Here is a 22,111-nt window from a genome sequence, read left to right as displayed (position 1 = left end):
ATCGAAGCTGGCATGGTGCTCGAGGATGTCGTCATCGCTGCCGAGCGCCTGCCGCCACGGCCTGCGCCGTCTGCTCGATGATCGAGGTGCAGGGGATAGACGACGCGGCGCAGGCCGTGGCGCCTGTCGCCCCTGTCACTCCTGCAGCGCCCGCCAGGCCTGGGCGAAGGCGGCGGCGGTGGCGGCGACCTCGGCCGCGGTCATGCCGGGCTTGTACAGGGCGGACCCGAGGCCGAAGCCGGTGGTGCCGGCGTCGCGATAGGCCGCCATCCGGTCCGGCGTGATGCCGCCGACCGCGATCAGCGGCACCGCGGCCGGGACCACCGCGCGCCAGGCTTTGACGACGGCGGGCGGCACCGCCTCGGCCGGGAAGATCTTGACCGCATCGGCGCCGGCCTTCAGCGCCGCGAAGGCCTCGGTCGGGGTGGCGGCGCCGGGGGCGCAGACCAGGGCCAGCCGCTTCGCCTCGGCGATCACCTCGACATCGGCGTGCGGCATCACGATCAGATTGCCGCCCGAGGCCTGCACCCGGGCCACGTCCTCGCGCTTCAGCACCGTGCCGGCGCCGATCAGCGCCTGCTGGCCGAACCGATCGGCCAGGCGGCGGATGCTGTCGAAGGGCTGCGGCGAGTTCAGCGGCACCTCGATGCAGCGGAACCCGGCCTCGACCAAAGCGGCGCCGATGGCCTCGACCTCCTCCGGCCGGACGCCGCGCAGGATGGCGACCAGGGGCAGCCCGGCCAGGGCGTCGTGCAGGGAAACGCTCATGTCACACCAGCTCCGCATGCTTGGCCAGGCGCCACAGCGCCTTGACCGTGGTGTCGGCCGGGGCGATTCGGCTGCGCAGCCCCGCGGCCTCGATCGCCTCGGCGTAGCGGGCCGACAGCTCGGCGCCGCCGACGATGGTCACCTCGTCCGGCGCGGCGCCGGTGGCGGCGGCCCCGATGGCGTCGGCGACCGTGGAGCGGGCGTCGGCCACCTCGGCCCCGATCAGCAGGCCGGAGAGGTAGGATCCGGCCGCCTTCGGCTCGAGCTCGCCGAACAGGCCGAGGGTGCGGGCGCTGAACAGCCGGCGCAGCAGGCCGCCGCCGGCCGCGGCGCCGACCGCGAGGCCGCGGCGGAAGGCGGGCTGGTCGTAGGCGCGGCCGTCCATCAGCCGGCCGAGGATGCTGTGCTCGGCCAGGACGGCGAAGGCCTCGCCGGTCATCGAGGTGGCGAACCAGGCGATCCTGCCGTCCTCGGCCAGGGCCCATTTGCTGTGCGTGCCGGGCAGGACGTAGAGGCGGCGGCCGGTCGCCGGCGCGTCGCCGAGGATCTGCACCTCCTCGCCGCGCATCACGTCGGGGATGCCGTCGGCGTCGACCCGGCTGACGCCGGGGACGATTCGCAAGGAGATGCCCAGCGAGGTCGGGACCTCGATCAGTTTGGCGACCAGCGCCGCCGCGTCGGCCGGGCAGTTCGCATAGGGCGCCTCGGCCCAGCCCTGGCGGCTGCCGATCATGCCGGAGGCGATGGCGGCGGTGGCGCCGGCGGAGATCCACTTCTCCGCGATCTGGCGGAACACGGCGTCGAAATCGCCGCCGGGGACCTTGAGGATGCCGAGCGGGGCCGCGGCCTCGTCGCGCACGGCGCCGTCGCCGTCGCCGTCGAGCAGCCAGGCGCGGAGCGAGGAGGTTCCCCAATCGAGGGCGACGAGCATGATGCGGGACGGCCCTTGCGCTTGCGGGCTTGGCGGCCGGCAAGGCCGGACCGGGAGTAAATGGTCGGAGCGGCGAGATTCGAACTCGCGACCCCTTGCACCCCATGCAAGTGCGCTACCAGGCTGCGCTACGCTCCGACCGGGGCTCGCCGCCGGACAGAGCCGGGCGGCAAGCGGGCGGGACTATAACCAGCGCCCCGCCCCTATGCAACGACGATGCTGGCCGAAACCGATCAGCCGGCGCTGGCCACGGCGATGGCCCAGAAATCATCGGCCTTCAGGCTGGCGCCGCCGACCAGGGCGCCGTCGACATTCGGCACCGCCAGAAGCTCCGCCGCGTTGCCGGGCTTGACCGAGCCGCCATAGAGGATGCGGATGCCCGCGGCCTCGGACGGCACATGGGCGCCCAGCGCCGCCCGGATATGGGCGTGCACCTCGGCCACGTCGGCCGCTGTCGGGGTGCGGCCGGTGCCGATGGCCCAGACCGGCTCATAGGCGATCACCGTGTTCTCCGCCGTCGCCCCGCGCGGCAGCGATCCGGCGATCTGCCGGCTGCAGACCTGCAGCGCCCGGCCCGCGTTGCGCTCGGCCTCGGTTTCGCCGACGCAGATGATCGCGACCAGCCCCTCGGCCTGCGCCGCCGCCGCCTTCTCGGCCACCATCAGGTCGATCTCGTCATGGTCCTGGCGCCGCTCGGAATGGCCGACGATGGCGTGGCTGCAGCCGAGATCGGCCAGCATCCGGGCCGCGATGTCGCCGGTGTGTGCGCCGTCCTGCGCGGTATGGCAGTCCTGGCCGCCGACCTGAAGGCCGCTGCCCTGCACCGCATCCGCGATCGGCGCGATGATGGTGGCCGGCGGGCAGATCAGCAGGTCGAAGGCCGGGTCGACCGTGCGGGCCAGGCGCAAAGCGAGGTCACGGGCCAGCGCCGTGCCCTCGTCGCGCAGCAGGTTCATCTTCCAGTTGCCCGCGATCAGCTTGCGCGCCATCGGCCTCTCTCCCGCTGGTCCTCGAATGTCGCCTTCATGTACCAATCCCGGCGCCATGACGCCACCGCACTCCTTGTGCATTGCTGCCTGGGAAGGCCGCACCTATGATGCGCGCCCTAACCGCCCGGGGGACCGGCGCGGCCTTGCCCTTTGTTCACGGTTGTCATGCTGCAGCTTCTCCGCCACAAGGTCGGCTCCGTCGTCGTCAAGGTGCTGTTCGTCCTCCTGATCCTGAGCTTCGCGGTCTGGGGCATCGGCGACATCTTCCGCAACCGGGGCCAGTCCGACACCGTGGCCACGGTCGGCGACGTGACGATCAGCCTGCAGCAGCTCGACAGCCAGTTCCGCTCCGTGGCCCAGAGCCAGCAGATCCCGCTGTCGGTCGCCCAGCAGCTCGGCTTCCCGCAGCGCGTGCTGGACAACATGATCTCCGGCTTCCTGTACGACCAGCTGGCCGCCGATCTCGGCTACGACCTGTCGACCGACGCGGTCGCCGACACTGTGCGCAACGACCAAAGGTTCCGTGACCCGGCCACCAACCAGTTCAGCCGCGACCGCTTCCTGCAGGCGCTGCAGGCCGGCGGCACCAACGAGGCCGGGTTCATCGCCTATATGCGCGGCCAGTTGCAGCAGCAGGGGGTGATGCGGGCACTGTTCAGCGGTGCCGAGCCGCCGCAGGCGCTGGTCGACCCGATCTACAAGTACCGCCGCGAGGCCCGGGTGGCCGACACCATTACGCTGCGCAACGCCGACCAGACCGGCGTGCCGCAGCCGACCCAGGCCGATCTCGAGGCCTATCACAAGGAGCATGGCGACAAGTTCCAGTCGCCGGAGTACCGGACGCTGAGCGTCGTGCTGCTGAACACCGATGAGTTCGCCAAGACTGTCACGGTGTCGGAGGACGAGGCCCGCACCCAATACGACAAGAGCCAGGCGAGCTATCAGAAGCCGGAGATGCGGCGCTTCGACCAGGTGATCGCCCCGACCAAGGAGCTGGCCGACCAGATCGCCGCGGCGGTGCGCGGCGGCAAGGCGGTGCAGCAGGCGGTGGACGACTCCGGCAACGCCGCGGTCAAGCTGATCCCGGTCGACTTCACCGCCAAGGCCGCCATGCCGATCCCGGCCCTGGCCGATCCGGGATTCGCCCTGGCCGAGGGCCAGGCGACCGACCCGGTGCAATCGCCTTTCGGCTGGCACGTGCTGGTGCTGACCGGGGTCCAGCCGGCCCGCACCGTGCCGTTCGAGGAGGCGCGGGCCGAGATCGAGGCCCAGCTGAAGCAGAGCAAGGCCGCCGACGCGCTGTACGAGGCCGCCAACAAGTTCCAGGACGCGCTGGCCGACACCGTGCCGATCGACAAGGCGGCGCAGGAGTTCGGCTTCACCATCACCGCGGTCCCGGCCGTGGCCCAGGACGGCACCACCCAGAGCGGCCAGCCGCTGCCGCCGCTGCCGGGCCAGGGACAGATCCTGCAGGCCGCGTTCCAGGCGCAGCAGGGCGATATCAGCCCGATGGGCACGATCGACGACAAGACCTCCTTCATCGTCCGGGTCGACAGCATCGTGCCGCCGGCGACCGAGCCGCTGGCCAAGGTGCGCGACGAGGTCGCCGCCGCCTGGACCGAGCAGAAGCAGGCCGATGCGAGCGCCGCCCTGGCCGCCGATGTCGCCAAGCGCCTGTCCGCCGGCGAGGCCGCGGCCGACGTCGCCAAGGCGGTCGGCGGGCAGTATGCCGAGACCCCGGCGCTGCTGCGCGACGGCAGCAATGCCGGCGCCGTGCCCGTTTCGCTGGTGCGCGACCTGTTCGCCGCCAAGGTCGGCGGCACTGCCACCGCGGAGACCCCGGGCGGCCGCGTCGTCGCCCGCCTGACCAAGGTCGAGCCGGCCAAGCCCGACGCCACGGCCGAGGCGGCGGTGAAGCAGGATCTGCGGCGCGGCCTCGCGGTCGATGTCGGCGGCGGCCTGGACCAGGCGCTGCGCGCCCGCTATGGAGTCACGGTCGACCAGGCGGTCCTCGCCCGGCTGAACTACCAGGAATGATGTCGATGGTTGCCCCCGCGACGGAGCGGTTCCCTCTCACCCGAAATCGCTGCGCGATTTCGACCTCTCCCCAGGGAGAGTTGAAGGGATGGCACGCCGCTCCCCTCTCCTTGGGGAGAGGGAGGGGCCCGGCCCGCTTGGGCCGGGAGGGTGAGGGGGAGCGATGGCGCCGCATCGGCGGCCATCACTTCCACCATGCGCCCACGCACCATCACGCAGGTCACCGCCATGCCGGATTCCACGGCTTTTGACGCCTTCGCCGACACCTACCGCGCCGGCAAACCGCAGGTCGTCTGGACCCGCCTCGTCTCCGACCTCGACACCCCGGTCTCGGCCATGCTCAAGCTGGCCGGGGACGAGCCCTATTCCTTCCTGCTCGAATCGGTCGAAGGCGGCGCCATCCGCGGCCGCTACAGCGCCATCGGGCTGCGCCCCGACCTGATCTGGCGCTGCCGCGGCGACGCGGTCGAGATCAACCGCCGCGCGCTCGCCGACCTCGACACCTTCGAGCCGGTGGCTCAGGCGCCGCTGGACAGCCTGCGCGGGCTGATCGCGGAATCGCGCATCGACCTGCCGCGCGGCTTCCCGCCGCTGGCCGCCGGGCTGTTCGGCTATCTCGGCTATGACATGGTCCGGCAGATGGAGACGCTGCCCGACACCAATCCGGACACGCTGGGCGTGCCGGATTCGATCATGATGCGGCCGACCATCGTCTGCGTCTTCGACACCATCGCCGACGTCGTCACCATCGTCACCCCGGTGTTTCCCGACCCGGCGGTGACGGCGGAAAAGGCGCATGAGGCGGCGTGCGAGCGGCTGTCGGACGTGGTCGCCCGCTTCGAATCCAGCCTGCCGCACCGCGAGGCGGCGGCCGAGGGCACCCTGCCCGCCTTGCCCGAGCCGAGCTCGAACATGACGCGGGAGGAGTATCACGCGGCGGTCGAGCGGGCGAAGGAGTACATCCGCGCCGGCGACATCTTCCAGGTGGTGCTGTCGCAGCGCTTCTCCCTGCCCTTCACCCTGCCGCCCTTCGCCCTGTACCGGGCGCTGCGGCGGCTGAACCCGTCGCCCTTCCTGGTGTTCCAGAACTTCCGCGACTTCGCCATCGTCGGGTCGAGCCCGGAGATCCTGGTGCGGCTGCGCGACGGCGAGGTCACCATCCGGCCGATCGCCGGCACCCGCCCGCGCGGCGCCACGCCGGAGGAGGATGTGGCGCTGGAGCAGGACCTGCTGGCCGACCCGAAGGAGCGGGCCGAGCATCTGATGCTGCTGGACCTCGGCCGCAACGATGTCGGCCGGGTGGCGCAGATCGGCTCGGTCAAGGTGACCGACCGCTTCATCGTCGAGCGCTACTCCCACGTCATGCACATCGTCTCCAACGTCGTCGGCCGGATCACCCCGGACAAGGACGCGGTGGCGGCGCTGGCCGCCGGCTTCCCGGCCGGCACCACCAGCGGCGCGCCGAAGGTGCGGGCGATGGAGATCATCGAGGAGCTGGAGGTGGCGCGGCGCGGCATCTATGCCGGGGCGATGGGCTATTTCGGCGCCAATGGCGACATGGACACCTGCATCGCCCTGCGCACCGCGGTGGTGAAGGACGACACGCTCTACATCCAGGCCGGCGGCGGCGTCGTCGCCGACAGCAGCCCGGAGGGCGAGTACCAGGAGACCCGCAACAAGGCGCGGGCGCTGGTGCGCGCCGCCGAAGATGCGGTACGCTTCGCCAACCGGCCGCGCAACGGCAACCGGCCCATGGGTCATGTCTAGAATCCGTATCCCTTCGCAGCAGCATCGATGGTGAGGCCGGCCGGATAACCGCCGCTCCTCTCCATTCCCTTGCCTCGAAAGGGCAACCTCCATGCTTCTGCTGATCGATAACTACGACAGCTTCACCTACAACCTGGTGCATTACCTCGGCGAGCTCGGGGCCGACACCGAGGTCCGCCGCAACGACGCGCTGACGGTCGACGAGGCGCTGGCGCTGCGGCCCGACGGCATCGTCCTCTCGCCCGGCCCCTGCGACCCCGACAAGGCCGGCATCTGCATGGACCTGATCCGGGCCGCCGCCGGCCGGGTGCCGGTGTTCGGCGTCTGCCTGGGCCACCAGGCGATCGGCCAGGTCTTCGGAGGCCGGATCGTCCGGGCGCCGGAGCCGATGCACGGCAAGATCAGCCCGGTGCACCATCATGGCGGCGGTGTGCTGGCCGGCCTGCCGGACAATTTCGAGGCCACGCGCTACCACTCGCTGACCATCGCGCCCGAGACCATGCCGGACAGCCTGGAGGCGACGGCCTGGACCGCCGACGGGGTGATCATGGCGCTGCGGCACAGGACCCTGCCGATCCACGGCGTGCAGTTCCATCCGGAAAGCATCGCCTCGCAGTTCGGACACAAGATCCTGCAGAACTTCCTGGCCATCGCCGAGCGGCGGAACGCGGCATGACGACCGAGATGCGACCCTTCATCGCCAAGGCCGCGCTGGGCCAGCCGCTGGACGCGGCCACCGCCCGCGCCGCCTTCGAGATCATCATGTCCGGCGAGGCGACGCCGGCGCAGATCGGCGGCTTCCTGATGGCGCTGCGGGTCCGCGGCGAGACGCCGGAGGAAATCGCCGCCGCCGCCCGGGTGATGCGCGACAAGGCGGTGACCATCGACGCGCCGGACGGCGCCATCGACTGCTGCGGCACCGGCGGCGACAATTCCGGCTCGTTCAACGTCTCGACCGCGGTCTCCTTCGTGCTGGCCGGCGCCGGGGTGCCGGTGGCCAAGCACGGCAACCGCGCCGCCTCCAGCCTGACCGGCGCGGCCAATGTGCTGACCGAGCTCGGCGTCAATGTCGAGGCGCCGCCCGAGGTGATGCGCGAGGCGCTGTGGGAGGCCCAGATCGGCTTCCTGTTCGCGCCGCTGTACCACAGCGCCATGCGCCATGTCGGCCCGGCGCGGCAGGAGCTGGGCACCCGCACCATCTTCAACCTGCTCGGCCCCCTGGCCAACCCGGCCGGGGTCAAGCGCCAGCTGCTCGGCGTCTTCGCCGAGGCCTGGATCGAGCCGGTGGCCCACGCGCTGAACCAGCTGGGCAGCGAGACCGCCTGGGTGGTGCATGGCAGCGACGGCCTCGACGAGATGACCACCACCGGCCCGACCGCGGTGGCGGAGCTGCGCGGCGGCCAGATCCGGCGCCTGACCGTGACGCCGGAGGATGCCGGGCTGCGCCGCGCCGTGCCCGAGGATCTCAAGGGCGGCGATCCGGCCACCAACGCCGCCGCCCTGCGCGCGGTGCTGGGCGGGACGCACGGCGCCTATCGCGACATTGTGCTGCTGAATGCCGCAGCCTGCTTCATCGTCGCCGACCGGGTCGCTACATTGACCGACGGTGCCGCGCTCGCGGCCCGGACCATCGACGACGGCTCGGCCGCCCATGTCCTCGAGCGGCTGGCCCGGATCACCAGCCAGGGAACGGCATGAGCGACACCCTCACCCGCATCGTCGCCGACAAGCGCCGGCACATCGAAGCCCGCAAGGCGGCGGTGCCGCCGGCCGAGATCAGCCGGCTGGCCAACCGGGCCGCGCCGCCGCGCGGCTTCGTCGCGGCGCTGCGCCGGGCGCAGGCGGAAGGCCGCTACGGCCTGATCGCCGAGATCAAGAAGGCCTCGCCGTCGAAGGGGCTGATCCGCCCGGACTTCGACCCGCCGTCCCTCGCCCGCGCCTATCGCGACGGCGGCGCCAGCTGCCTGTCGGTGCTGACCGACGTGCCGTATTTCCAGGGCGCCGACGAGTACCTGACCGCCGCCCGCAACGCCGTCGAGCTGCCGGTGCTGCGCAAGGACTTCATGGTCGACCCCTACCAGGTCGCCGAGGCCCGGGCGCTGGGCGCCGACTGCATCCTGCTGATCATGGCGGCGCTGGACGACGCCACCGCCCGCGAGCTGGAGCAGACGGCGACCGACGCCGGCATGGACGTGCTGGTCGAGGTGCATGACGCGGCCGAGCTGGACCGGGCCCTGACGCTGCGCTCGCCCCTGCTCGGCATCAACAACCGCAACCTGAAGACTTTGCAGGTCGACCTCGCCACCACCGAGGCGCTGGCGGCCCAGGTGCCGGGCGACCGGCTGCTGGTGGCGGAGAGCGGCCTGTCCGTCCCGGCCGACCTGGCCCGGATGGCCCGCGCCGGCGCCACCACCTTCCTGATCGGCGAAAGCCTGATGCGCCACGCCGACGTCGCCGCCGCCACCCGCGCGCTGCTGACGCGCGCCGAAAGGTCGAGCGCGGCATGATCGGATCGACACCCTTTCCTACAGATCGCAGCAGTACAAATGAGTCCCCCCTCCCCTTGCGGGAGAGGGTTAGGGGGAGGGGGTTCTCTCGGCCAGGCTCGGCCTCGACTACGACAAGTCAGCCTCGACGGCAGGCCGGTCCCTTTACGCATTCGCGCGCGGACGCGCGCAGACCCCTCCCCCTACCCCCCTCCCGCAAGGGGAGGGGGGACAAGGATAAGTTGCCGCTCGGCTGGGCTTTGGCCGAACTTTTCCAGAGGGAAGCGGCATGACCGGCGAGCTGACCCATTTCGACTCGGCCGGCCAGGCCCGCATGGTCGACGTCTCCGACAAGGACGCGACGGTGCGGGTGGCGCGAGCCGGCTGCCGGGTCGAGATGAAGCCGGAGACGCTGGCGCTGATCGCCTCCGGTAGCCATGCCAAGGGCGACGTGCTGGGCATCGCCCGCATCGCCGGCATCATGGCCGCCAAGCGCACATCCGAACTGATCCCGCTGTGCCACCCGCTGCCGCTGTCCAGCGTCGAGCTGGCGCTGCGCTGCGACGCCGAGCACAGCCGGGTCGAGATCGAGGCCACGGTCAAGGTCACGCATCGCACCGGAGTGGAGATGGAGGCGCTGACCGCCGCCTCGGTCGCCGCCCTGACCGTGTACGACATGTGCAAGGCGGTCGACCGCGGCATGGTCGTGACCGACCTCCGGCTGCTGCACAAATCCGGCGGGCGATCAGGCACTTACGAGGCCGCACCATGATCCCGGTCGCCGAGGCCCGCGCCCGCATCCTCGCCGCCTTCTCCGCCCTGCCAGCCGAGACGGTGCCCCTGCCCGCCGGGCTGGGGCGGATCCTGGCCGAGCCGGTGGCGGCGCGGTTGACCCAGCCGCCGCTCGACGTCTCCGCCATGGATGGCTGGGCGGTGCGGGCAGCCGATTTCGCTTCCGTCCCGGCGACACTGCGTCGGATCGGCGAGGTCCCGGCCGGCGGCCGTTTCGAGGGCACGGTCGGCCCAGGGCAATGCGTCCGCATCTTCACCGGTGCGCCGCTGCCGGACGGCGCCGACGCCGTGGTGCTGCAGGAGGATACCGACGCCGATGGCGACCGGGTCACGGTGCGCGAGGGCGTCGCTGCCCGCCGCCATGTGCGCAAGGCCGGGCTGGATTTCCGCGCCGGCGACGTGCTGCTGCAGCCCGGCCGGCGCCTGACCGCGCGCGACATCGGCATTGCCGCCTCGGCCAACCATCCCTGGCTGCGCGTGCGCCGCCGGCCGCGCGTGGCGGTGCTGGCGACCGGCGACGAGATCGTGCTGCCGGGCGAGGCGCTTGGCCCGAGCCAGATCGTCAGCTCCAACAGCCATGCCCTGGGCGCCCTGATCCGCAGCTGCGGCGGCGAGCCAGTCGATCTCGGCATCGCCCGCGACAACGCCGAGTCCCTGGCGGCGCTGGCCGCCGGTGCCCATGGTGCCGACCTGATCGTCACCACCGGCGGCGCCTCGGTCGGCGAGCACGACCTGATCCGTTCGGTGCTGGGCGAGCGCGGGCTGGCACTGGATTTCTGGAAGATCGCGATGCGACCGGGCAAGCCGCTGATCTTCGGCCGGCTCGGCGACACGCCGCTGCTCGGCCTGCCCGGCAACCCGGTCTCGACCATGGTCTGCGGCTGGCTGTTCCTGCGCCCGGCGCTCTGGGCCCTGCAGGGGGCCGAGGCGCCCGAGAATCGCGTTACTGCAATGTTGGGCCGCGACCTGCCGGCCAATGACCGGCGCGAGGATTACCTGCGGGCGCGGATCGAACGGACGGATTCCGGTTATGTCGCCACTCCGTTCCCGGCCCAGGACAGCTCGATGCTGTCGCTGCTGGCCGCGGCCGACGGGCTGGTGATCCGCCTGCCCCATGCGCCGGCCGCGGCGCTCGGCGAGTCGGTCGAGGCGGTGCTGTTCGGCGACGGGATCTGATCCGGCGATCGTTACAAGGAAGTAAAGAACCAGGGGTGCCACAGTTAGGCGCTTGTGTTTTTGTTTTGTTCCTCCTAATGTTCTCTCTAGGGATTCGGCCGCGCCGCGGCCCCTGCCAACGGAGGATGCCTTGCTGACGCGAAAGCAACAGGAGTTGTTGTTGTTCGTTCACCGCCGTCTGGAGGCGGACGGCGTCAGTCCTTCCTTCGACGAGATGAAGGACGCGCTGGCCCTGAAGTCGAAATCGGGCATCCATCGACTGATCACCGGGCTCGAGGAGCGTGGTTTTATTCGGCGGCTGCCGCATCGGGCCCGGGCACTGGAGGTGCTTAAGCTACCGGATTGCCTGAAGTCGGACGCGCCGGCCGGGTCGCCGGCCGAGGATGACAACGTTGTCCCCTTCCGGCCCGTGCGCTCCGACGCCGCCCTGCCCGGCCGCAAGCTGGAGCGCGCCGATCTCAGCAACCCCGAGCTCGGCGTCCGCCTGCCGCTCTACGGCCGGATCGCCGCCGGCATGCCGATCGAGGCGCTGCGCGACCATTCCAACTATGCCGAGGTGCCGGCCTCGCTGCTCGGCCCCGGCGAGCACTACGCCCTGGAGGTCGCCGGCGACAGCATGGTCGAGGCCGGTATCCTGGACGGCGACACCGTCATCATCAAGCGCTGCGACGCGGCCGATCCCGGCGTCATCGTCGTCGCCCTGGTCGACGACAACGAGGTGACGCTGAAGCGGCTGCGCAAGAAGGGCGCCTCGATCGGGCTGGAGGCTGCCAACCCGGCCTATGAGACGCGCTACCTGCCCACCGACCGCGTCCGCATCCAGGGCCGCCTGATCGGGCTGCTGCGGACCTATTCGTAAGGCTCCAGCGCCCATCCTCGGGCGGATCGTGACCGCGTGAGGCGCTCCGGCAGCAGCCGGAATCGGGCCGGCGGCGCCGAGCGGGCCACGGCGCAGCAGGTCGCGGAAGCCGCCGGCGTGTCGATCTCCGCCGTCTCACGCACCTTCACCAAGGATGCCAGCGTCTCGTCCCGGATGCGGGCCCGCGTCCTGGCGGCGGCGGAGGCGCTGGGCTACCGCCCCAACCAGCTCGCGCGCAGCCTGATGACCGGCCGAACCGAGCTGGTCGGCTTGGTCTCGAGCCATTTCGCCAACCCTGCCTTCATGGACGTGTTCGACCTGTTCACGCGGGAGCTGCAGCGCCGCGGGCTACGGCCGCTGATCGCCAACCTGTCGGAGGATGGCGGCGCCGACTCCGCCCTCGACATGATGCTGCAATACAGCGTCGACGCGGTGCTGATCGCCACCTCTGCGCCGCCCGCGGGCTTTGCCGAGTCCTGCGCTCGCGCCGGGCTGCCGGTGGTGCATGTGTTCGGCCGGGCGGAGGCGGCGGTACCGACGGTGACGGTCGACAATGTCGCCGGCGGGCGCATGGTCGCCGAAGCGATGCTGGCGCGCGGCCTGCGGAAGCTGGCCTTTCTGGGCGGAGCCGGGACCGATTCGTCGTCGATCGACCGCGCCGCGGGTTTTTCGAGTGGGCTGGAAGCGGCGGGGCTGCAGCCGATGGCCGTGGAGTTCGCCGGCGACTATTCGCATGAGCATGGCCGCCGCGGCATGCACGCTTTGCTCGACCGGCACCGGCCGCAGGCGGTGTTCTGCGGCGACGACATCCTGGCGCTCGGCGCCTTCGACGCCTGTCGCGAGCGCGGTCTCGCCGTGCCGCAGGAGATCGGCATCGTCGGCTTCGACGACATGCCACTCGCCGCCTGGCCGAGCTACCGCCTGACCACGATTCGCCAGCCGATGGCGGAGATGGTGCGCCACGCCATCGACCAGATCGCTGCCCGCCTGGCCGATGCCGACCATCCGATCCAGGGTCGGCTGTTCGACATTGCCCTGGTGGAGCGGGACAGCCTTTAGACCAGCTGAAACAACGCGTTGCCTCTTCCGCTTGCGGGAGAGGTCGGAGACGCGAAGCGGCTCCGGGTGAGGGCTCTTTGTCGAGGCCGGGACCAACCCTCACCCGCCAGTGCTGCGCGCTGTCGACCTCTCCCGCCAGGCGGGAGAGGCAAAAGGATTTGAGCCTGTGTCAGGTGGCAGTCCTCAAAGACTCCAAATGCCGCCTCAACTGCCGGGCGCAGGCCTCCAGCGGGGCGGCGTCCTGCTGCGCCTTGGCCTGGGCCATCGCCCCGGAATAGGCCGCGACGATGAAAGCGGCGAGGTCGTCGGCGTCCGCTTCGGCCAGCCGGCCGGCAGCTTGGTCGGCGCGCAGCCGTGCTGCGATCGCCGCCCGCCAGGCCTCGAACACCGCCTGCATCGCCGCCCGGAACTCCGGATCCGCCAAGGACAGCTCCAGCGCCAGGTTGTTCAGCGGGCAGCCGGAGACGGCACCGCGCCGACGCAGCCCGGCGGCGATCCGGTCGAACACGCCGGCAATGCCGTCGATCGCGTCCGGCGCCGCGCGGACCGGCTCGATCCAGGTGTCCTCCACCTCCCCCGCCACCCGGTCGCGGATGACCGCGAGGCCGAGAGCCTTCTTGGTCGGGAAGTGATGGTACAGCGCCCCGCCGGTCACCCCGGCCTCGCGCATCAGCTCATGCATGCCGGTGGCCTGGTAGCCGCGGGACTGGAACGCCTCCGCCGCCACGTCCAGCAGCCGCCGGCGCATGCCTTCGGGGTCGTAGCTGCGCTTTCGCCTGCTGTCCTTCGTCGCCTCGGCCATGCCTCACGATACCATATTGACTTAACCGGACAATCAGTCTGTTGTGAAACCGGACAACCGGTCTGTTTGATGGAGGGGCGATCATGAACGATGGGACCTTCAGCCCGATTGTGGAGTTGCGACGCTACACATTACATCCGGGGCAGCGGGATGTGCTGATCACGCTGTTCGACCGCGAGTTCGTCGAGACGCAGGAGGCGGTCGGGATCGATGTCATCGGCCAATTCCGCGACCTCGACGCGCCTGACCATTTCGTCTGGCTGCGCGGCTTCCCGGACCAGCAGTCGCGGACTGAATCTCTGCGGGCCTTCTATGGCGGGCCGGTGTGGCAGGCGCAGCGCAGCGCGGCCAATGCGACCATGATCGATTCGGATGATGTGCTGCTGCTAAGGCCGGCGCATCCGGACTCGGGCTTCCGGCTCGGCCCAGGCCGTCTTGCCTCGGGCAGCGATGGGATCATCGTGGCCACCACGTGGCATCTTCAGCCGGAGGCCAAGGCCGGGTTCCCGGAGGTGTTCGAGACCGTCCTGGCGCCGATGCTGGGCGATGCTGGCATACCGATCCTGGCGAGCTTCGTATCCGAGCATGGCGAGAACGGCTTCCCGGCCCTGCCGGTGCGCGAGGAGGCGCGGGTCTTCGTCTGGTTCTCCCGCTTCCCGGACCGGGCCGCCTATGAGCGCCACGCCGCCGCCCTCGCCAACAGGCCCAGCTTCGCCGAAGCCCTGCGGCCGCATCTGGCCAGGCCGCCGGAGGTCGCGCTGCTGTCGCCGACCACCCGCTCGCGGCTACGCGGCTGAAGATCGTACCAAGCTTACTGAGAGCGATTCACCGCAGTTTTTAATCGTCATCGCGAGGAGCGAAGCGACGTGGCGATCCAGCGGCTTGATCTCTGGATGGCCACGCCCCTTCAGGGGTCGCCATGACGGCAGGGGAATACAGGTCTTTGTCAGCACAGCCTGGTCAGATATCGGCGATTCGCACCCACGCCCGCTCGCGGGCGGAGCGCAAGGCGGCGGCGGTCACCCGGTCGACCTCCCAGCCGTCGCGGAAGGTCGGCCAGACCGATCGGCCGGTCGCCACCGCCTCGAGGAAATCGCGCGCCTCGATGACGATCTGCTCATTGTAGCCGGTGCCGTGGCCGACGCCCTGGTTGAAGGCCAAATAGTCGGGATGCGCCGGCCCGGTCAGCAGGCGTTGAAAACCCTGGCGCGCCGCCGGCCGTGCGGCGTCGTACAGCCACAGCTCGTTCTGGTTCTCCTGGTCGAAGGCCAGGGCGCCCTTGGTGCCGGTGATTCGGTAGGTATAGCCCATCTTCCGCCCGGCGGCGACGCGGCTGAAGCTGAGCGAGCCGCTGGCGCCATTGGCGAAGCGCAGCAGCATCTGGCCCTGGTCGTCATTCTCCACCCGCTCCTCGCCCTCGGGACCGGGGCGCGTCGCCCGCACGATGTTCAGATCCGCCACCAGCGACTCGATCGGCCCGACCAGCCGCAGGCAGGCGTTGACGATGTGCGGCGCGACGTCGCCCAGCGCCCCAGCCTCGGTGCCGGTGGCGATCCGGGTGCGCCAGGAGGCCGGCGCCCGCGGGTCGTGCAGATAGTCCTCGACATGCTCGGCGGTGACCTGGATCACCTCGCCGATCTCGCCGGCATCGATGATCTGCTTCGCCAGCTGGCTGGCCGGGGTGCGGATGTAGTTGAAGCCGACCATGGTGGCGACGCCCGCTTCCTCAGCCGCCTCGACCATGGCCTTGGATTCGGCCGGGTCGCAGCCCAGCGGCTTCTCGCAGAGCACCGGCTTGCCCAGGCGCAGCGCCTCGGTCGCCATCGCCAGATGGCTGCGCGGCGGCGTGGCGATGATCACGGCGTCGACCGCCGGGTCGGCCACCAGCGTCCGCCAATCCGCGGTCGACCGGTTCCAGCCCCAGGCCGTGGCATGCGCGGCGGCGCCCTCCTCCGTGGTGCTGCAGATCATCTCGCAGACCGGAGCCAATGGCGGCTGGAACGCCGTGCGCACCAGCTGCAGGCCGATGCTGTGGGCCTTGCCCATATAGCCGGCCCCGATCAGCCCAATCCGAAGCACCCCTGCCATCGCTTTCCTCCCTGGTCCGCAACATCCTACTCCGCCGGAATTCCGCCGTCGATCCGATTTGCAAGCGCTTGCAACTCGGGTTACGCTGACGGCAATCTACAGGGAGGGAACAGCATGAAGACCTACACACCGGACACGATCGACCCGGCCGCGATCGTGGCGGAGCTGCTGGACGGCGCCGGCGCGGTGCTGCTGCGCGGCCTGTTCACGCCGGCCGAGATCGCCGAGGCGCGGGCGGTGGTGATGCGCGAATCCGAGAGCAGCACGCCCAAGGTCACGCATTTCCAGGGCGCCGCGGAGCAGGAGGGCAAGATCGCCCTGCAGCGCCGGGTGTGGAACCTGCTGGCCAAGGGCGAGGTGTTCTCGCGCATGGCGGCACATCCGGCCTTGATGGCGGTGATGCGCGCCTTCCTCGGCAGCGAGTTCATCATGGGGTCGATCGCGGCCAACCGCATCCTGCCCGGCGGGCCGGGCCAGGAGCCGCATATCGATTATCCCTACTGGGACCTGCACAAGCCGGAATCGCATCCGGTGCGGATCAACGCGTCCTTCCCGCTGAACGCCCAGGCCACCATCCTGCTCGACCCCTTCACCGAGGAGACCGGCGCCACCGCCTATGTGCCGGGGACGCAGAAGGAGCTGCGCTACCCGGCCGAGGGCGACCGCTTCCACGAGCGCTGCGCCCGCATGCTGGGCGAGCCGGGCGACACGGTGGTGTTCTTCGGCGCGGTCTGGCACTGCGCCATGCCGAACCGGTCGCGGCAGGACCGGTCGGCGATTCTGATCCAGTATCTGCCGAAATTCGTGAAGCCGATGGAGGACATGCCGGCCGCCCTGCCCCGCACCTTCGTCGAGCAGGCCAGCCCCGACCTGCGCCAGCTGCTGGGGCTGAACTACCCCTATCCTGAGGTGCTGGACGCGGCCAAGGCCGGCAATGCCGAGGGCCGTACGATGAAGGCGACGGCACGCTGACCGTTCATTCGGGCGCCGCTGCCCGGAACGGGGCCGGCGCCCAGGGGCGGTCGCCGACCGCCTCGGCTACCGTCGCGACCTGCGGCTCCGGGCCCGAGAGGTCGACCGTGATGCCGCCCGCGCGGCGCAGGTCGAAGCGGTCCCAGGCGCCGAAGCGCGGCCGGCACCAGCGCGGCGCGACGAGATCCGTGATCACCAGATCGGCCCCGGCGCAGTCGTCGTCGAAGCCCTCGCCGCTGCGGGTGAAGGCAACCGTCCGGTCGCCGAAGCGGTAGAGGCAGCCACGCGGGTCGCAGGCCATCCGATCGCCGGCGGCACTGCCTTGTTGCGGCCAGGGCGCATCCTCCGCCGCGGCCTCGGCCCGCAGCCAGATCTCGCGGATGAAGCGCTCGCTGCGGCGAGTGGAGAAGGCCAGGCCGCCCTCGGGCACCCGCACCGCTGCCAGCCGGCCGGTGCCGTCGACCAGGATCTGCGGCGACGGCGCGGTCAGCGCCGCGATCAGAACCAGCGGCAGGGCGAGCAGACCCAGCAGGCGCAGCCGCCCCCCGACCAGGCACAGCCACAGCCCGCCGATGGCGCCGGCGACCAGACCCCAGGCCGGAATCGCCGGCACCGCGAAGGCGGCCAGCGGCCAGGCAGCGACGGTGTTCGCCACCCACAGCATCGCCTCGATGCCCCAGCCCAGCAGCGGCAGCACCCAGCCGTCGAGGCCGAGCAGCATGGCCGGATAGGCCAGCAGCACGCAGGGCATGATCCACAGCGAGGTCAGGGGGATCGCCATCAGGTTCGCGGCCACGGCCAGCGGGGCGAAGCGCTGGAAGTGGTAGATGGCGAAGGGCGTGGTGGCGATGGTGGCGACCAGCGTGGTCAGCACGATGCCGGCGAGATAGAACAGGACCCGGCGCACCGGCCCGGCCTCGGCGCGCCAGCCGGCGAGATGCGGCCGCAGCGCCTCATAGGCCGCGATCAGCGCGATCACCGCGGCGAAGGACATCTGGAAGCTCGGTCCCGGCAGCGCCTCCGGCACCGCCAGCAGCACGGCGGTGGCGGCCAGGGCGACCAGCCGCATCGAGATCGCCACCCGGTCGGCCATCACCGCCAGCAGCACCACGCCGGTCATGACGCAGGACCGCACCGTGGGCACCGAAGCCCCGACCAGGATGGTGTAGCCGACGATGCCGAGCAGCGCGATGCCGGCCGCCCACTTCTTGATCGGCCGGCGCAGCGCCACCGGCTCGATCAGGGCAAGGCCGAGCCGAATCCCGCCGAGCAGCAGGATCGCCACCAGGCTGATATGGATGCCGGAGATCGACAGCAGATGGGCCAGGCCGGAATCGCGCATCGCCTCATTGGCATGGTCGCTGATCCCCGCCCGCTCCCCGGTCAGGAAGGCGACGGCGATGGCCCCCGCGTCGCCGCTCACCTGCGCCCGCACCCGGGCGGCGATGCCGTCCTGCAGCCGGACCAGGCTGGACGGCGCCGGGTCGGCCTCGTTCAGCCGCTCGGCCCGGCCCATGGCGAAGCCGGTGCCGCCGATACCCTGGAAGAACAGCTGCCGCCGGAAGTCGAAGCCGCCGGGATAGGCCGGCCCGTCCACCGGCGCCAGCGTCGCCCGCACCCGGATCCGATCGCCGGCCGCGGGCACCGTCTCCGCCCCGAGCAGCCGCAGCCGCACGGCCGCCGGCGTCGCTTCCGGCGCCAGCCCCTCCAGGGCCAGGTCGCCGAGGACGACGCGCACGCCATGCGGCAGCAGATCGACCGTCTCGACCGTGCCGGTCACCAGGCCGCGCCGCTCGCGGTCGAGCAGCGGCGCCGCCACCGCCCGGGTGCGCAGCTCCGCCGCCACGAAGCCCACCGCCACGGCCAGCAGCAGCGCGGCGAAACACAGCGCCCGCGGCAGCCGGCGCAACAGGACCGCGAGCAGGCCGGACAGGATCAGCGCGCCAAATCCTGCCGCGAGCGGCGGCTCCGAAGAAAGAGCGAAGTAGAGGCCGATCCCGGTGCCGAGGCCGCAAGGCACCAGCAGCACCAGGCGGCGCCGCACGCCGCCGGCCAACGCGTCGGCCAGCCCTGCCCAGTCCGGCCGTGCGATCCCCCATCCGCCGGGGCCGAGCCGCCGCAGCGACGCCCGCACGGATCTCGGACCTCCGACCGATGCCCCCGCATTAGCCATCGCCCGAAGGCCTATGCTATGGACCTCTCGCACTGATCCTAGCAGCCTCTGTGGAATTTGGCCCATGACGGTCGTGACCCGCTTCGCCCCCTCCCCGACCGGATACCTGCATATCGGCGGGGCTCGGACGGCCCTGTACAACTGGCTCTATGCCCGCCATCACGGCGGCGTCTTCCGCCTGCGCATCGAAGATACCGACCGCGCCCGCTCCAGCGAGGATGCGGTGCGGAAGATCATCGACGGGCTGGCCTGGTTCGGGCTGGACTGGGACGAGGAGATCGTGTCGCAGTTCGAGCGGCGCGAGCGGCACGCCGAGATCGCGCGCAAGCTGCTGGCCGAAGGCAAGGCCTATCACTGCTGGCTGCAGCCGGCCGAGCTGGAGGCGCTGCGCGAGAAGGCCAAGGCCGAAGGCAAGCCCTGGGCCTATTACACCAGCTATTGGCGCGACCGCGACCCGGCCGAGGCGCCGAAGGGTCTGGACCCGGTGATCCGCCTGCGGGCGCCACGGACCGGCGAGACCACGGTCGAGGACAAGGTCCAGGGCCCGGTGACGGTACAGAACGACCAGCTCGACGACATGGTGCTGCTGCGCGCCGACGGCACGCCGGTCTACATGCTGTCGGTGGTGGTCGACGACATCGACATGGGCATCACCCAGATCATCCGCGGCGACGACCACCTGACCAACACGTTCCGCCAGGTGCAGCTGTACAACGCAATCGGCACGACTCCGCCGGACTTCGCCCATATCCCGCTGATCCACGGGCGGGACGGAGCCAAGCTGTCGAAGCGGCACGGCGCGCTGGGCATCGAGGCCTATCGCGACATGGGCTACCTGCCGGCGGCGCTGCGCAACTATCTGCTGCGGCTCGGCTGGGGCCATGGCGACGAGGAGGTGATCCCCACCGAGAAGGCGATCGAGTGGTTCGACCTCGACGGCGTCGGCCGGTCGCCCTCGCGGCTCGACTTCGCCAAGCTGGAGAACCTGAACGGCATCTATATGCGCGAGACGCCGGATGCCGAGCTGCTGGAGCGGATCACGCCCAACCTGGAGACGGCGCTGGAACGGTCGCTGGTCGACGCCGACCGCGCCATCCTGCTGCTGGCCATGACCGGGCTGAAGCAGCGGGCCAAGACGCTGGTCGAGCTGGCCGACAGCGCGCTGTTCTACCTCCGCTCCGGCCCGCTGCCGTTCAACGAGGCGGCGCAGAAGATCCTGACCGGCGACGCCCGCGTCCTGCTCGGCCGGCTGCTGGCGGCGCTGTCCGGTCTGAATGATTGGACCGAGGCGGTGCTCGAGGCCGAGGTCAACCGCCTGGCCGAGGCCGAAGGGCTGAAGCTCGGCAAGGTGGCGCAACCGCTGCGCGCGGCATTGACCGGATCGAACGTGTCACCAGGTATCTTCGAGGTGGCCGCGATCCTCGGCCGGGACGAGACGCTGCGGCGGATCCGCGAAGCTGCCGGCGCCCCTTAAAGGGCGCCGACAATCGATTGATCCGGTTGGTTAATTCGAAAGAAGCCTAAAAAACAGGCGATCGAAATCCGTTGTCGGGAGGGCCCAAGTCGCGTTGATCTTGCTCCGTCGCGCGACTATCCTCGCGGCCGACGGAGCGGATGACCTGCGTTTCCAGTACGAAGCCCCCGCTCAAGGACATCGTCATGCCCGATACGAAGACCCCCGTGGCGCAGAAGACCGTCACGCTGACCGACAACTCGACCGGCAAGTCGGTCGAGTTGCCCGTGATCGACGGGACCATGGGCCCGAGCGTCATCGACATCCGCAAGCTGTACGCCGAAACCGGGATGTTCACCTACGACCCGGGCTTCACCTCGACCGGCTCCTGCGACAGCCAGATCACCTTCATCGACGGCGACGAGGGCATTCTGCTGCACCGCGGCTACGCCATCGACGACCTGGCGGAGAAGAGCAACTTCCTCGAGGTCTGCTACCTGCTGCTGCATGGCGAGCTGCCGAACCCGGCCCAGGCGGCGGAGTTCGAGCACACCATCACCCGCCACACGATGGTGCATGAGCAGATCCACCACTTCTTCCGCGGCTTCCGCCGCGACGCCCACCCGATGGCGGTGCTGTGCGGCGTCACCGGCGCGCTGTCGGCCTTCTATCACGACTCGACCGACATCCATGACCCGCGCCAGCGCGAAGTCGCGTCGCACCGGCTGATCGCCAAGCTGCCGACGCTGGCCGCCATGGCCTACAAGTACTCGGTCGGCCAGCCCTTCATGTATCCGCGGAACGACCTCAACTTCGCGGAGAACTTCCTGTACATGACCTTCGCCGTGCCGGCGGAGCCGTACAAGGTGAACCCGGTGCTGGCCCGCGCCATGGATCGCATCCTGATCCTGCACGCCGACCACGAGCAGAACGCCTCGACCTCGACCGTGCGCCTCGCCGGCTCCAGCGGCGCCAATCCCTTCGCCTGTATCGCCGCCGGCATCGCCTCGCTGTGGGGTCCGGCCCATGGCGGCGCCAACGAGGCGGTGCTGAAGATGCTGGGCGAGATCGGCAGCAAGGACCGCGTCGGCGAATACGTCAAGAAGGCCAAGGACAAGGACGATCCGTTCCGGCTGATGGGCTTCGGCCACCGCGTCTACAAGAACTACGATCCGCGCGCCAAGGTGATGCGCGCCACCTGCTACGAGGTGCTCGAGGAGCTCGGGGTCAAGGACCCGCTGCTCGACCTGGCCATGGAGCTGGAGAAGATCGCGCTCGAGGACGAGTATTTCGTCGAGCGGAAACTGTACCCGAATGTCGACTTCTATTCGGGCATCATCCTGAAGGCGATGGGCTTCCCGACCAGCATGTTCACCGTGCTGTTCGCCGTGGCCCGCACCGTCGGCTGGATCGCGCAGTGGACCGAGATGATCGGCGACCCGCACCAGAAGATCGGACGGCCGCGCCAGCTGTTCACCGGCCACACGCCGCGCGGCTTCGTGCCGCTGAGCGAGCGTGGCTAAGCGAGGCACCCAGATCGACCGCACCGGCCCGCGCGCCCCAGGGCGCCCGGGCCGGCCGGTCGGCATTTCGACCATGCCGAGGCAGGTGCCCCGGGCCGCGAACACGAATCGGGCCCCGCTGCGTGCCAAGCTCCGCACCGCCGCCGCTCTCGCCGCGGTCCTCACCGGGGCGGCACTGCTGACCTGGCTGTTCTCCTGAACTTCAGCCTTCCGCGGGCTGGATCAGGAACAAATCC

General features: G+C 70.6%; 19 protein-coding genes and 1 tRNA gene. 13 read left to right on the top strand and 7 right to left on the bottom strand.

Going from position 1 to position 22,111, the window contains the following annotated elements; translation table 11 throughout:
- Positions 1 to 135: 135 nt before the first annotated feature.
- The 4 genes from QFZ27_RS24850 to tpiA form a co-directional block, all read right to left on the bottom strand.
- The gene (locus QFZ27_RS24850) at positions 136 to 768 is read right to left on the bottom strand and encodes a 2-dehydro-3-deoxy-6-phosphogalactonate aldolase (RefSeq protein ID WP_429229142.1); all 633 of its coding nucleotides are present in this window, start codon (positions 766 to 768) and stop codon (positions 136 to 138) included.
- Position 769: 1 nt separating this feature from the next.
- Entirely contained in the window at positions 770 to 1,699 is a 930-nt protein-coding gene (locus QFZ27_RS24845) for a 2-dehydro-3-deoxygalactonokinase (protein WP_429229141.1), read from the bottom strand.
- A gap of 61 nt (positions 1,700 to 1,760) precedes the next feature.
- Positions 1,761 to 1,837 (bottom strand) — tRNA-Pro (locus QFZ27_RS24840).
- Positions 1,838 to 1,932: 95 nt separating this feature from the next.
- Positions 1,933 to 2,688: a triose-phosphate isomerase gene (gene tpiA, locus QFZ27_RS24835; protein ID WP_429229140.1), complete on the bottom strand. Its 756-nt coding sequence runs from the start codon at positions 2,686 to 2,688 to the stop codon at positions 1,933 to 1,935.
- Positions 2,689 to 2,853: 165 nt separating this feature from the next.
- Between tpiA and QFZ27_RS24830 the strand changes: the two genes are divergently transcribed.
- The 9 genes from QFZ27_RS24830 to QFZ27_RS24790 all read left to right on the top strand — a co-directional run bounded on the left by QFZ27_RS24830 (position 2,854) and on the right by QFZ27_RS24790 (position 12,864).
- Positions 2,854 to 4,725, top strand: a complete 1,872-nt coding sequence (locus QFZ27_RS24830) for a peptidyl-prolyl cis-trans isomerase (protein ID WP_429229139.1) — start codon at positions 2,854 to 2,856, stop codon at positions 4,723 to 4,725.
- Between the two features lie 195 nt (positions 4,726 to 4,920).
- A complete protein-coding gene (trpE, locus tag QFZ27_RS24825) occupies positions 4,921 to 6,492 on the top strand; it encodes an anthranilate synthase component I (protein WP_429229138.1) in 1,572 nt (523 codons plus the stop codon).
- 91 nt (positions 6,493 to 6,583) lie between these two features.
- Complete coding sequence (locus QFZ27_RS24820; protein WP_429229137.1) at positions 6,584 to 7,168, top strand: anthranilate synthase component II; 585 nt, start codon at positions 6,584 to 6,586, stop codon at positions 7,166 to 7,168.
- On the top strand, positions 7,165 to 8,190 hold the full coding sequence (trpD, locus tag QFZ27_RS24815; protein WP_429229136.1) for an anthranilate phosphoribosyltransferase: 1,026 nt from the start codon (positions 7,165 to 7,167) through the stop codon (positions 8,188 to 8,190). Before QFZ27_RS24820 ends, trpD begins: the two co-directional genes overlap by 4 nt.
- Positions 8,187 to 8,999 (top strand): indole-3-glycerol phosphate synthase TrpC, encoded by an 813-nt coding sequence (gene trpC, locus QFZ27_RS24810; protein WP_429229135.1) that lies wholly within the window; start codon positions 8,187 to 8,189, stop codon positions 8,997 to 8,999. Before trpD ends, trpC begins: the two co-directional genes overlap by 4 nt.
- Positions 9,000 to 9,267: 268 nt before the next feature.
- Positions 9,268 to 9,750, top strand: coding sequence for a cyclic pyranopterin monophosphate synthase MoaC (gene moaC / locus QFZ27_RS24805; protein WP_429229134.1), 483 nt, complete (start codon positions 9,268 to 9,270; stop codon positions 9,748 to 9,750).
- Positions 9,747 to 10,946 carry a molybdopterin molybdotransferase MoeA gene (locus QFZ27_RS24800; protein ID WP_429229133.1) on the top strand — a complete coding sequence of 400 codons (1,200 nt, stop codon included), beginning with the start codon at positions 9,747 to 9,749 and terminating at the stop codon, positions 10,944 to 10,946. The genes moaC and QFZ27_RS24800 overlap by 4 nt, the downstream gene beginning before the upstream one ends.
- A gap of 130 nt (positions 10,947 to 11,076) precedes the next feature.
- Positions 11,077 to 11,805: a transcriptional repressor LexA gene (lexA, locus tag QFZ27_RS24795; protein ID WP_429229132.1), complete on the top strand. Its 729-nt coding sequence runs from the start codon at positions 11,077 to 11,079 to the stop codon at positions 11,803 to 11,805.
- Between the two features lie 36 nt (positions 11,806 to 11,841).
- Entirely contained in the window at positions 11,842 to 12,864 is a 1,023-nt protein-coding gene (locus QFZ27_RS24790) for a LacI family DNA-binding transcriptional regulator (RefSeq protein ID WP_429229131.1), read from the top strand.
- A gap of 169 nt (positions 12,865 to 13,033) precedes the next feature.
- Here QFZ27_RS24790 and QFZ27_RS24785 read toward each other — a convergent pair whose 3' ends face one another.
- Positions 13,034 to 13,666 carry a TetR/AcrR family transcriptional regulator gene (locus QFZ27_RS24785; protein ID WP_429229130.1) on the bottom strand — a complete coding sequence of 211 codons (633 nt, stop codon included), beginning with the start codon at positions 13,664 to 13,666 and terminating at the stop codon, positions 13,034 to 13,036.
- A gap of 83 nt (positions 13,667 to 13,749) precedes the next feature.
- Between QFZ27_RS24785 and QFZ27_RS24780 the strand changes: the two genes are divergently transcribed.
- Positions 13,750 to 14,463, top strand: a complete 714-nt coding sequence (locus QFZ27_RS24780; RefSeq protein ID WP_429229129.1) for an NIPSNAP family protein — start codon at positions 13,750 to 13,752, stop codon at positions 14,461 to 14,463.
- Between the two features lie 163 nt (positions 14,464 to 14,626).
- On the opposite strand, the gene QFZ27_RS24775 is transcribed toward QFZ27_RS24780, so the two are convergent.
- The gene (locus tag QFZ27_RS24775) at positions 14,627 to 15,754 is read right to left on the bottom strand and encodes a Gfo/Idh/MocA family protein (protein ID WP_429229128.1); all 1,128 of its coding nucleotides are present in this window, start codon (positions 15,752 to 15,754) and stop codon (positions 14,627 to 14,629) included.
- A gap of 114 nt (positions 15,755 to 15,868) precedes the next feature.
- Between QFZ27_RS24775 and QFZ27_RS24770 the strand changes: the two genes are divergently transcribed.
- Complete coding sequence (locus QFZ27_RS24770) at positions 15,869 to 16,726, top strand: phytanoyl-CoA dioxygenase family protein (RefSeq protein WP_429229127.1); 858 nt, start codon at positions 15,869 to 15,871, stop codon at positions 16,724 to 16,726.
- Positions 16,727 to 16,730: 4 nt separating this feature from the next.
- Here QFZ27_RS24770 and QFZ27_RS24765 read toward each other — a convergent pair whose 3' ends face one another.
- On the bottom strand, positions 16,731 to 18,860 hold the full coding sequence (locus QFZ27_RS24765) for a ComEC/Rec2 family competence protein (RefSeq protein ID WP_429229126.1): 2,130 nt from the start codon (positions 18,858 to 18,860) through the stop codon (positions 16,731 to 16,733).
- A gap of 103 nt (positions 18,861 to 18,963) precedes the next feature.
- Here QFZ27_RS24765 and gltX point away from each other — a divergent pair, with 103 nt between their 5' ends.
- Together gltX and gltA are read left to right on the top strand one after the other, a co-directional pair.
- Entirely contained in the window at positions 18,964 to 20,373 is a 1,410-nt protein-coding gene (gene gltX, locus QFZ27_RS24760; RefSeq protein ID WP_429229125.1) for a glutamate--tRNA ligase, read from the top strand.
- Positions 20,374 to 20,558: 185 nt separating this feature from the next.
- Entirely contained in the window at positions 20,559 to 21,875 is a 1,317-nt protein-coding gene (gene gltA / locus QFZ27_RS24755) for a citrate synthase (RefSeq protein WP_429229124.1), read from the top strand.
- The last annotated feature ends 236 nt before the right edge of the window (positions 21,876 to 22,111 follow it).

Origin of the sequence: Inquilinus ginsengisoli (assembly GCF_050434925.1) — a bacterium.
GTDB classification, from domain to species: Bacteria; Pseudomonadota; Alphaproteobacteria; order DSM-16000; family Inquilinaceae; genus Inquilinus; species Inquilinus ginsengisoli_B.
Note: the sequence above shows the minus strand (reverse complement) of the source record. Positions and strands in the feature narration are given on the sequence as shown.

Bases quoted from the DNA above. Each gene is read 5' to 3' on its own strand.
- QFZ27_RS24780 (WP_429229129.1), top strand. From the start codon at position 13,750: ATGAACGATGGGACCTTCAGCCCGATTGTGGAGTTGCGACGCTACACA.
- QFZ27_RS24770 (WP_429229127.1), top strand. From the start codon at position 15,869: ATGAAGACCTACACACCGGACACGATCGACCCGGCCGCGATCGTGGCG.
- trpC (WP_429229135.1), top strand. From the start codon at position 8,187: ATGAGCGACACCCTCACCCGCATCGTCGCCGACAAGCGCCGGCACATC.
- QFZ27_RS24785 (WP_429229130.1), bottom strand. From the start codon at position 13,666: ATGGCCGAGGCGACGAAGGACAGCAGGCGAAAGCGCAGCTACGACCCC.
- trpD (WP_429229136.1), top strand. From the start codon at position 7,165: ATGACGACCGAGATGCGACCCTTCATCGCCAAGGCCGCGCTGGGCCAG.
- trpE (WP_429229138.1), top strand. From the start codon at position 4,921: ATGCGCCCACGCACCATCACGCAGGTCACCGCCATGCCGGATTCCACG.
- QFZ27_RS24845 (WP_429229141.1), bottom strand. From the start codon at position 1,699: ATGCTCGTCGCCCTCGATTGGGGAACCTCCTCGCTCCGCGCCTGGCTG.
- tpiA (WP_429229140.1), bottom strand. From the start codon at position 2,688: ATGGCGCGCAAGCTGATCGCGGGCAACTGGAAGATGAACCTGCTGCGC.
- QFZ27_RS24775 (WP_429229128.1), bottom strand. From the start codon at position 15,754: ATGGCAGGGGTGCTTCGGATTGGGCTGATCGGGGCCGGCTATATGGGC.
- QFZ27_RS24850 (WP_429229142.1), bottom strand. From the start codon at position 768: ATGAGCGTTTCCCTGCACGACGCCCTGGCCGGGCTGCCCCTGGTCGCC.
- moaC (WP_429229134.1), top strand. From the start codon at position 9,268: ATGACCGGCGAGCTGACCCATTTCGACTCGGCCGGCCAGGCCCGCATG.
- QFZ27_RS24800 (WP_429229133.1), top strand. From the start codon at position 9,747: ATGATCCCGGTCGCCGAGGCCCGCGCCCGCATCCTCGCCGCCTTCTCC.
- gltA (WP_429229124.1), top strand. From the start codon at position 20,559: ATGCCCGATACGAAGACCCCCGTGGCGCAGAAGACCGTCACGCTGACC.
- QFZ27_RS24820 (WP_429229137.1), top strand. From the start codon at position 6,584: ATGCTTCTGCTGATCGATAACTACGACAGCTTCACCTACAACCTGGTG.
- QFZ27_RS24830 (WP_429229139.1), top strand. From the start codon at position 2,854: ATGCTGCAGCTTCTCCGCCACAAGGTCGGCTCCGTCGTCGTCAAGGTG.
- gltX (WP_429229125.1), top strand. From the start codon at position 18,964: ATGACGGTCGTGACCCGCTTCGCCCCCTCCCCGACCGGATACCTGCAT.